General features: G+C 65.6%; 4 protein-coding genes. 1 reads left to right on the plus strand and 3 read right to left on the minus strand.

The features are described from left to right. Positions 1-764 precede the first annotated feature (764 nt). The 3 genes from JX325_RS12795 to JX325_RS12805 form a co-directional block, all read right to left on the minus strand. Complete coding sequence (locus tag JX325_RS12795; RefSeq protein WP_204791495.1) at positions 765-1,133, minus strand: type II toxin-antitoxin system PemK/MazF family toxin; 369 nt, start codon at positions 1,131-1,133, stop codon at positions 765-767. 205 nt (positions 1,134-1,338) lie between these two features. Then, positions 1,339-1,929 (minus strand): hypothetical protein, encoded by a 591-nt coding sequence (locus tag JX325_RS12800; protein WP_243414081.1) that lies wholly within the window; start codon positions 1,927-1,929, stop codon positions 1,339-1,341. Positions 1,930-1,972: 43 nt separating this feature from the next. After that, on the minus strand, positions 1,973-3,520 hold the full coding sequence (locus tag JX325_RS12805; RefSeq protein ID WP_204791497.1) for an NAD(P)H-hydrate dehydratase: 1,548 nt from the start codon (positions 3,518-3,520) through the stop codon (positions 1,973-1,975). Between the two features lie 219 nt (positions 3,521-3,739). Here JX325_RS12805 and JX325_RS12810 point away from each other — a divergent pair, with 219 nt between their 5' ends. Then, positions 3,740-4,630 (plus strand): helix-turn-helix domain-containing protein, encoded by an 891-nt coding sequence (locus tag JX325_RS12810; protein WP_204791498.1) that lies wholly within the window; start codon positions 3,740-3,742, stop codon positions 4,628-4,630. Positions 4,631-4,712 lie beyond the last annotated feature (82 nt).

The raw sequence follows: 4,712 nt of genomic DNA on the forward strand, positions 1-4,712 counted from the left end.
GCTCCCCCCGGTCCCCCACGGCCCAGGCACACCAGAGCCCATCCGGCCGCAGGGGGCAGCGGGCGGAGAACCAGGTGTAGAGCCCCTCCCGCTCCGCGGTCAGCTCCCCGGTGGGTTTGCCGTCCATCAGTAAGGGGAATTTGTCCATGTCCGCCGTCCCTCCCGCCGTTATAAAATAGAAACCCGCTTACGCCATTCTATGCGCAAGCGGGCGGGACTATGTGATTCAGGCCACGGTATAGCTCCCCCGGGCCAGGACCTTGACCGTCCCGGCGGTGGCCCGGACGCCCCGGCCCTCGATGGTCATCATATACAGGTGGTTCTGGGCCAGCGCGCCCCCGTTTGCCAGGGTGGAGGCGGTAGTCTCGTCGACGAGCCCCGGGTCCGAGGGGGAGACGCAGACGGCGCTGCCCACCCGCAGCATCACCTCGCAGCCGACGCCGCCNGTGAGGGTCTGTCCCTCGTTCAGGGTCACCACCACGAAGGAGGCGGAGGCCCCGNCGCCGGGAAGGGCTTGTCCCGTCCGTTCAGCGATCCTCTGGTCCACACGCTGCATAAGCTGAGAGAAAAAGGTGTCGTTCAAATAGCTCAGGGTCACCAGGGGGTCCTGGGGGGAACCCGCCTCCGCCNCCAGGGACACGCCGCTCATCAGCGCGGCGCTGAGGGCCAGCAGGACCACGGCGCGCAGCAGCCACCTGTCTTTTTTCATATGTACCTCCTCCGTACGCCCTCCCGGCGGAAGGAACTTCCGCCGGGAGGGAACCTCAAACCAACTGGTCGTGGGGCAGCCCGAAGCTGACCGCGATGGCCGTGTCCACCTTGTTCATCACATTTTCCTCCACGTGGCCCATGCGTTCCCGGAGCCGTTTTTTGTCCAGGGTCCGCACCTGCTCCAGCAGGACCACGGAATCCCGGCTCAGGCCGCAGCTCTGGTCCACGGGGAGGTCGATATGTGTGGGCAGCCGGGTCTTCCCGGTCTGGGAAGTAATGGCCGCCGCGATCACGGTGGGGCTGTAGCGGTTTCCGGTGTCGTTCTGAATAATCAGAACGGGACGGACGCCGCCCTGCTCGCTGCCCACCACCGGGGAGAGATCGGCATAGTAAATATCGCCGCGCTTGACACTCGTATCCACAAAGTTCACACTCCGCCGAAAGAAGTACCCGCCATCGAAAGGGGAAGCGCGTCCCCCTTCGGTGAGGCCACTTTCATTCTCCCACGCAGTTTCGGAATTTATACGCCTCTTCCCGCAAACTTGCGTCCTCGCCGTGGGAGGGGCAAATTCCGGCGTCCTCGCCCCACNTCATCCTATGCGGGGGGAGGCCGGTCTGTGCGGAGCGTCAAGCGCCGTCTTTCGCTATTGTATCATAAAAGGAGAAGCTCGTAAAGTCCGCCGTCAAAATGATTTCCCCGTCCACGGCGATTTCCCCCCGGACCGGGGTTCCGTCCGCCAGGTTCAGCCAAACGGTGGAGAGAATTTTCCCGTCCTTCACCCCCGTCTGGTCCACGGTGAGGCGGAGGCAGGGCACGCCGTTCCACTCCTCCTGGTTCTCCTCCAGCAGCCACCCGTCCCGGAGGGCGCTCATCAGCCGGGGCAGGCAGGCGGCAGGGCTGATCTCCTCGTCGCCAAGGGTCCCGGCGTTGAGGCTGGCGTCCTCATACTCCAGCCGCCAGTCCGTGTCGCTGAGCACGGCCCGCACCCCGGCGATAGCCTCCGGCGCCAGCACCTCCACCGTGCTCTCCCCGCCGGGGACGTACTCGCAGCGAAGCTCCGCCTCCCAGGCCAGGCCCTCCTGATCGCAGGAGACAACCGCCTCCATGGCACAGCCCGCGCAGTCGTGATAGCGGTCCCGCAGGTCCGCCGTTTGGGACGCTCCGTCCCCGCCGTCTCCGCCGCCGCAGGCCGCCAGCAGCAAGAGCAGGGTTATCATTGGTACGCACTTCCATAGGCGCACCGGAAAACCTCCTTGATATTCAATTTCCTTGAAGCTCTGAAAATACCCTGGGGAACGCGGCAATGACGTCCTCCGGCGTGACGCAGTACTCCGTCAGCGCCTCCGCCGCCAGGTCCCCGGCCCGGCCGTGGATCCACACGGCCCCCGCCGCCGCCATCACCGGACCGGCCCCCTGGGCAAGCAGCGAGGCGATGAGCCCCGTCAGCACGTCGCCGCTTCCTCCCTTGGCCAGGCCGGAATTGCCGGTGGTGTTCACCAGCACGTTCCCCTCCGGCCCGGCGGTGACGGTCCGGTGGCCCTTCAGGACTAAAAAGCAGCCATGCTCCCGGGCAAAGGCCCGGGCCGCGCCCACCGGGTCCCCGGCGGGATTTCCGCCGATGCGGGCAAACTCCCCGCCATGGGGGGTCAGGATGGTGACCCGCCCCCGGCGGCTGTCCAAACTATCTATATGTCCCTCCAGCGCGTTTATGCCGTCGGCGTCCAGGACCACGGGCTTTTCCGTCTGTTGGAGGACCTCCAGAACCAGCTGGCGGACGGACTCCCCACGCCCCAGGCCCGGCCCCAGGGCCAGGACGCCGCAGCCCTCCAGCCGCTCCAGGAGCTCCGGCAGGGCCCGCCGGCTCAGCCGCCCCCGCCGGTCCGCCAGGGGGAAGGGCATGGCGGAGACACAGCGGACCGTCTCGATCTCCCAGATGCTCTCCGGCACCCCCAGGTACACCAGCCCGCAGCCGGACCGCACCGCCGCCGAGGCCGTGAGGTAGGGCGCGCCGGTATAGCCCACGGCCCCGCCCACGACGAGGACCTTGCCGAAATCCCCCTTGTGGCCGTCCTTCTTCCGGGGCGGCAGGGCCGCCCGGGCGAAGTCCGCCTCCACCGTCTGGACGGGGCAGGAAACCTCCCGGACCAGGGCGGCGGGGACGCCAATGTCATGGACGGTAACCCGCCCGGAGAGGACGGCCCCGTCCCCGGCGAACTGCCCGGTTTTTGGCATGGAGAAGGTGACGGTCCGATCCGCCCGGACGGCCCGGCCCAAAATCCGCCCCGTGTCCGCCTCCACGCCGCTGGCAATGTCGGCGGCAATCACCGTCCCCCTGCGGCAGGAGTTGATAAGGTCCACGGCGGCGGCGAATTTGGAATCCGGGGCGATGTTCCGGGAGAGGCCCACACCGAAGATGGCGTCGACGACCACCTGGCTTCCCCGGGCCCAGGCGGCCTGGGCCTTGTCCTGGGGGTTGAAGTCCTCCAGCGCCACGCCGCACTCGCTGAGACGGCCCGTCTCCTCCATGGCGTCGGGGGTGAGGCGGTTATAGTCCCCCACCAGGAAGACCCGGACCTTGAGGCCCATCAAAAAGAGGAGCCTTGCCGCGCCGATGCCGTCCCCGCCGTTGTTCCCCGCGCCGCAGAACACCGCCGCCCGGCACTTCTGAGGCTTATCCGGCAGGGCGTCCAGAGCCGCCTGGGCCACCGCCGCCGCCGCCCGCTCCATCAGGTCGATGGAGGGAATCTTCCGCTCTTCTATGGCCCTTCGGTCCAGTTCCCGCATCTGCGCCGCCGCCGCCAGCTTCATGTGTCCGTACCTCCCGCGTGTCGATATTTGATAGATTGATTATAGCGGATTTCCGGCGGGAACGCAATCGGGAACCTTGCGTTTGTCCGGAAAAGCCGCTAAAATGGGAAGCGCAACCCAAAGTTTACATGGATTTCTTCAAACGCAACACCAAATCGCTGGCGCTGCGCCGCCCGCTCCGGCAGAATAAGGGCACCAAATTCAAGGAGGATTACCCAAATGTCGTTTTCCGAAAACCTGCAGTTCATCCGGGCCCAGGCCGGAATCACCCAGGAGCAGCTGGCGGAACAGCTGGACGTCAGCCGCCAGTCTGTCAGCAAGTGGGAGGGCGGTCAGAGCTTTCCCGAGATGGACACCCTGCTGCACATCTGCGACCTCTATAACGTGAACCTGGACACGCTCCTCCGAGGCAGCGTGGAGGAAAGCCGGGTGGCCGACACGGCCAAGTACGACGGCTTCATGACCCGCTTCGCCTGGAGAATCTCCCTGGCAGTTTCCGCCATCATCGCCGGCGTGGGCGTGAGCGGCCTGCTGGAGGTCCTGGGCGCACCGGAGGCCCTGGCGGGCGCGGCGCTCCTGCTGGTCATCACGGTGTGCGTGGTGGTCCTGGTGGTTTCCGGCATCGAGCTTGAAAACTTCCGCAGGAAAAACCCCGTGATCGCCGACTTCTACACCGAGGAGCAGAAGGAGGCCTTTCAGCGGAGATTCGTCTGGCACATCGCCGGAGGCGTGGGGGCAATCCTGTTCGCCGTGGTCCTGCTGCTGCTGTTTTTCTCCGCCTTCCCGGAGCGGGAGCCCTATGAGTCCTACAGCATGGCCTTTTTCCTGCTGATCATCGCCGGGGCGGTGTGGTCCTTCATCTACGGAAGCATCCAGCACGACAAATACGATGTGGAAAAGTANAACCGGGAGNACAATCCCTCGCCGNAGGCCAAGCGGCGAAACAATCTGGTGGGGACCGTCTGCACCGTCATCATGCTGCTGGCCACGGCCNTTTACGTAGGACNGGGCCTNGCCCTGTACATGTGGAAGACGGCCTGGTGGGTGTTCGCTGTGGGGGGCATCCTCTGCGCCGTGGCCGCCGTGGTCCTGGGTCCCAAGGAGGAGTAAAAGCAAGTAATGTCATTAAGCTAGCCGCGAAGAAAGAAACGGCAGAAGGCAATGGGATTCCGAAGGAAATCCAGAAGGAACT

Source organism: Oscillibacter sp. CU971 (assembly GCF_905219725.1).
Taxonomy (GTDB): domain Bacteria; phylum Bacillota; class Clostridia; order Oscillospirales; family Oscillospiraceae; genus Oscillibacter.

What these genes read in the sequence shown, in the direction of transcription:
- JX325_RS12800 (WP_243414081.1), bottom strand. Translation starts at nt 1,929, where the DNA reads ATGATAACCCTGCTCTTGCTGCTGGCGGCCTGCGGCGGCGGAGACGGC.
- JX325_RS12805 (WP_204791497.1), bottom strand. Translation starts at nt 3,520, where the DNA reads ATGAAGCTGGCGGCGGCGGCGCAGATGCGGGAACTGGACCGAAGGGCC.